The organism is Methylorubrum podarium (assembly GCF_022179745.1).
GTDB lineage: Bacteria > Pseudomonadota > Alphaproteobacteria > Rhizobiales > Beijerinckiaceae > Methylobacterium > Methylobacterium podarium.
The window spans coordinates 1-3,356 of the sequence record NZ_BPRD01000397.1 but is presented as its reverse complement, the minus strand read 5'-3'; the positions used below and the strand labels follow the sequence as shown (position 1 = coordinate 3,356).

Genomic DNA, 3,356 nt, shown 5'->3' with positions numbered 1-3,356 from the left:
GCAACGCGCCGGAGATCGGCGCGGCCGCGGAGGCGATCGATGCGGCGGAATGCGTCGTGCGCTTCAACAACGCCGCGGGCTTCGACGGCCGCACCGGCTCCCGGGTCACGCATCTCGCCCTGGTCAATCGCGGCGGCCAGATGCGCGAGTGGCTGGCGGACCGGCACTTTCTGGAGCGCCCGGTGGTCCGGGCGGCACAGGCCTTCATCCTGCCGTTTCCGATGCTGCCGCCGGAGGAGCAGGGCCCCGAGCCGATCTGCTGGACCCGTGAGGCCCTGGCGCTGCTGCGCCCCCTGGGCCGCCCGATCCACATCCTGCCGGAGGCGTTGCACGCGCATGCCCGGCGCCTGCTCGCCCCCCGCACGCAGGGGCGCCCGAACCCGAGCACCGGCTTCCTCGTGACCCTGGCGCTCCTGCTCGCCCGTCCGGCCGAGGCCGATCCGGCCCGGGCCTACGGCTTCGGGTTCGACGGCTGGCCCGGCCACCCCTGGGCCGCCGAGCGCGCGTGGTTCGCCGAGACCCAGGCCGCCGGGCGCCTGCATCTGCAGCCACTCGAAGGATGATCCGCCCCGATGTCCACGCTGATCACGGTGCTCAAGGGCGGCGGGCGCTACGACGCGACCTGGGTCGAGCGGCTGGCCCGCGGCGTGCGCCGCCACGCCCCGGCCTTCACGCGGATCCGCTGCCTCACCGACGGGCCGCTCGCCGTCGCGGGCGTCGAGCGCGTGCCCCTGCGCCACGACTGGCCGGCCTGGTGGGCGAAGATGGAGGCGTTCCGCCCCGGCCTCTCGGACGGCACGACGGTGCTGTGCGACCTCGACACCGTCTTCACGGGCCCGGCCGACGCCCTGGCCGAGCCGGGCCTCGCGGCGATGGAGGATTACTTCCACAAGGGCCGCCTCTCCAGCGCCCTGATGCGCTGGGAGGGCGACGAACTCGCCGAGCTCTACGCGCGCTTCGCGGCCGAGCCCGGGCGCTGGATGACGGCGGGCTCCTGCGGCCCAGTGCCCAACGCGGTGCACGGCGATCAGGTCGTGATCGACCACCTGCTCCGCCGGGACGCCGTGCGACCGCGTTTCTTCCAAGCGATCGCACCGGGCCTGCTCGACTTCTACGATCCCCGGCGCGACGCCCATGGCCCGGTCGTCGTCTTCATCGGGGCGTCCAAGCCCGACACCGCCCGCGGCGCGGTCCACGCGGCGTGGACGGCGCCCGCGTGAAACCTCGGGTGACACCCTGAGGGACACTCAGCCGGGATGCGCAGCGCCGAACGCCCGCAGGGCGGCCTCGCCGGCGGAACAGGCGTCCTCCGGCGAGGGATAGGATTCGGGTGAGACGCGGACGGACACGCCGTCCCGGTCGGTCAGATGCCAGCGGAACTGCTCCGAGCGCTCCGGGCAGGCCTCGACGGTGACGGCAACGGGGGTGGGATCGTCCATGGCGCGCAGCGTCCGAGCTGGGGGCGGCCCCGGGCCGAGGCCGCCCGGGAGGGTTTCTAGCTGTCGGCCTTCGCGCCGTTGAGCGTCAGATCGAGATAGGTCTTGGTGACGGGCTCGATCAGCGCCGCGATGTCTTCGGCCGCCCGCGTCTCCTCGTCGACCGCCGCGCGGAAGAGCGAGACCTGCTCGGTCTTGCCCGCCCGTTCGGCGATCACGCTCAGCGAGCGGTAGGCGGCGATCTGGTCGTGCTGGAAGGCGTAGCCGGCGTAGAGGTTCTTCAGCGTCTCGTCCTGGGCCGAGGCGTGGACGGCGGCGCCGAGGGAGCCGGCAAGGCTCGTCACCGTCTCCTTCAGGCCCGAAGGGCTCTCACCGATCGCCTCCAGCGCCTTGTCGAGACGGCCGAGCTGGGCCTTCGTGGTTTCGACGTGACGGCGCAGGACGGCAGCATAGTCGGGATAACGCTCAAGTCCGGAGAGCTGCCTCTCCATCTGCTCCAGCCCCTGCTTCTCCAAAGCACGCGTATTCTTCAGGGATCCAGCGTAAATCGTGCCGATATCGGTGCCTGCCATCTCGTTTTAGTCTCCGGGTTGAGCTCTGTTCCGGCCGATAACTTGAGAGCAACACCGGCGTTCCGCGCGTATCCTGCGGCGGAAGCGCCCCGCCAAGCCTGATGCGCCGACACGACGTCTTCGCATCGCGGGCCCGCCACGCGCGCCGTGGGTCACACCGTGGGGCCCCCCTGCGGCAAGTGGCGCCGCAACCGGGCGCGCGGGCCGCGGTTGCCCGTCGGCGCCGCGATTCGAGCCCGAGCAGGACCCGAGCAGGAGACGACCGCATGTCCGGGACGAGGCACCATCCGGGCTGTTGCCGACGCGGTGAACGCCGGTGACGGATCTGGCCGCGCACGGTGCCGCCTTCGCCCGGGCCGTCTCCGGTTTCGGGCCGGGCAGGCCGGTGGTCCTGTGCCACGACGATGCCGACGGCCTGTCGGCGGGCGCGATCCTGTGGCGCGCGCTCGAACGGTCGGGGCGCTGCCTCGTCCCCGTCCGTGTGGTCGGCCGCGGCGAGTCGGCCTGGTCACCGGCCATGGCGGCCGAACTCTCCGCCCTCGACCCCGGGGGGCTCGTCGTCACCGATCTCGGCGTGCAGGCCGGCACGATCCTGGCCGGCGTGCCGACGGTGCTGGTCGATCACCACGTGCCGCGGTCGATGCCGGCCGCCGCCGAGGCTGCGGTGATCAGCGGACAGGCCGACGCGCCGACGCCGACCTCCAGCCTGCTCGCCCATGCCTGCGCCGCGGCCTTGGGCGAGGCGGAGGATCTGGCCTGGCTCGCCGGAATCGGCCTTGTCGGCGACCTCGGCGAGCGCGCCGCGAGCGCCGATTTCCCCGACATCATGGGACCGCTGCGCAGGGCCTACACGCTGAAGGCGCTGCGCGAGGCGGTGAGCCTCGTCAACGCGCCGCGCCGTTCGGCCGGCGGCGATGCCGGCCCGGCCCTGCGCCTGCTCCTGCGGGCAGGCGGGCCGGGCGACGTCGTCTCGGCGGCCGATCCCGACGCGGCGCTCCTGCGCGCGGCCCGGGACGAGGTGCGCGCGGCGCTCGACGCCGCGCGGAGCGTGCCGCCGCTCTTCGCCGGCCCCGTCGCGCTGATCCGCTGCGACTCGCCCTGCCAGATCCATCCGCTCGTCGCACAATCCTGGATCCACCGGCTGCGGCGGCAGGTGGTGATCGGCGCCAATGCCGGCTTCCGGGCGGGCTATGTCCACTTCGCCGTCCGCAGCGCCACCGTGCCGGACCTGATCGGCTTTCTGGAGGAGCGCGCGCCTCGGCTCGGGCCGGACGATCAGTTCGCACAGGGGCATCGCCGCGCCACCGGCGGCCAGATCCGGGTCGAGACCTGGAACCGCTTCGTCGCC

At 73.3% G+C, this 3,356-nt stretch carries 5 protein-coding genes; 3 read left to right on the top strand and 2 right to left on the bottom strand.

The window, feature by feature from the left end; all coding sequences use genetic code 11:
- Positions 1 to 563 (top strand): glycosyltransferase family 29 protein (locus tag MFF42_RS18995; RefSeq protein ID WP_238257144.1); only part of this gene is annotated, 563 nt, incomplete at its 5' end.
- 9 nt (positions 564 to 572) lie between these two features.
- Entirely contained in the window at positions 573 to 1,220 is a 648-nt protein-coding gene (locus tag MFF42_RS18990) for a hypothetical protein (protein WP_238257143.1), read from the top strand.
- A gap of 27 nt (positions 1,221 to 1,247) precedes the next feature.
- Here the strand turns inward: MFF42_RS18990 and MFF42_RS18985 are convergent, their stop codons facing one another.
- Positions 1,248 to 1,439: a hypothetical protein gene (locus MFF42_RS18985; protein ID WP_238257142.1), complete on the bottom strand. Its 192-nt coding sequence runs from the start codon at positions 1,437 to 1,439 to the stop codon at positions 1,248 to 1,250.
- A gap of 56 nt (positions 1,440 to 1,495) precedes the next feature.
- Positions 1,496 to 2,008, bottom strand: a complete 513-nt coding sequence (locus MFF42_RS18980; RefSeq protein ID WP_238257141.1) for a DUF892 family protein — start codon at positions 2,006 to 2,008, stop codon at positions 1,496 to 1,498.
- Between the two features lie 316 nt (positions 2,009 to 2,324).
- On the opposite strand from MFF42_RS18980, the gene MFF42_RS18975 reads away from it, so the two are divergent.
- On the top strand, positions 2,325 to 3,356 hold a 1,032-nt coding region (locus tag MFF42_RS18975), incomplete at its 3' end, for a single-stranded-DNA-specific exonuclease RecJ family protein (RefSeq protein ID WP_238257140.1).

Coding starts and splice junctions, on each gene's coding strand:
- MFF42_RS18990 (WP_238257143.1), top strand. CDS start 573: ATGTCCACGCTGATCACGGTGCTCAAGGGCGGCGGGCGCTACGACGCG.
- MFF42_RS18985 (WP_238257142.1), bottom strand. CDS start 1,439: ATGGACGATCCCACCCCCGTTGCCGTCACCGTCGAGGCCTGCCCGGAG.
- MFF42_RS18980 (WP_238257141.1), bottom strand. CDS start 2,008: ATGGCAGGCACCGATATCGGCACGATTTACGCTGGATCCCTGAAGAAT.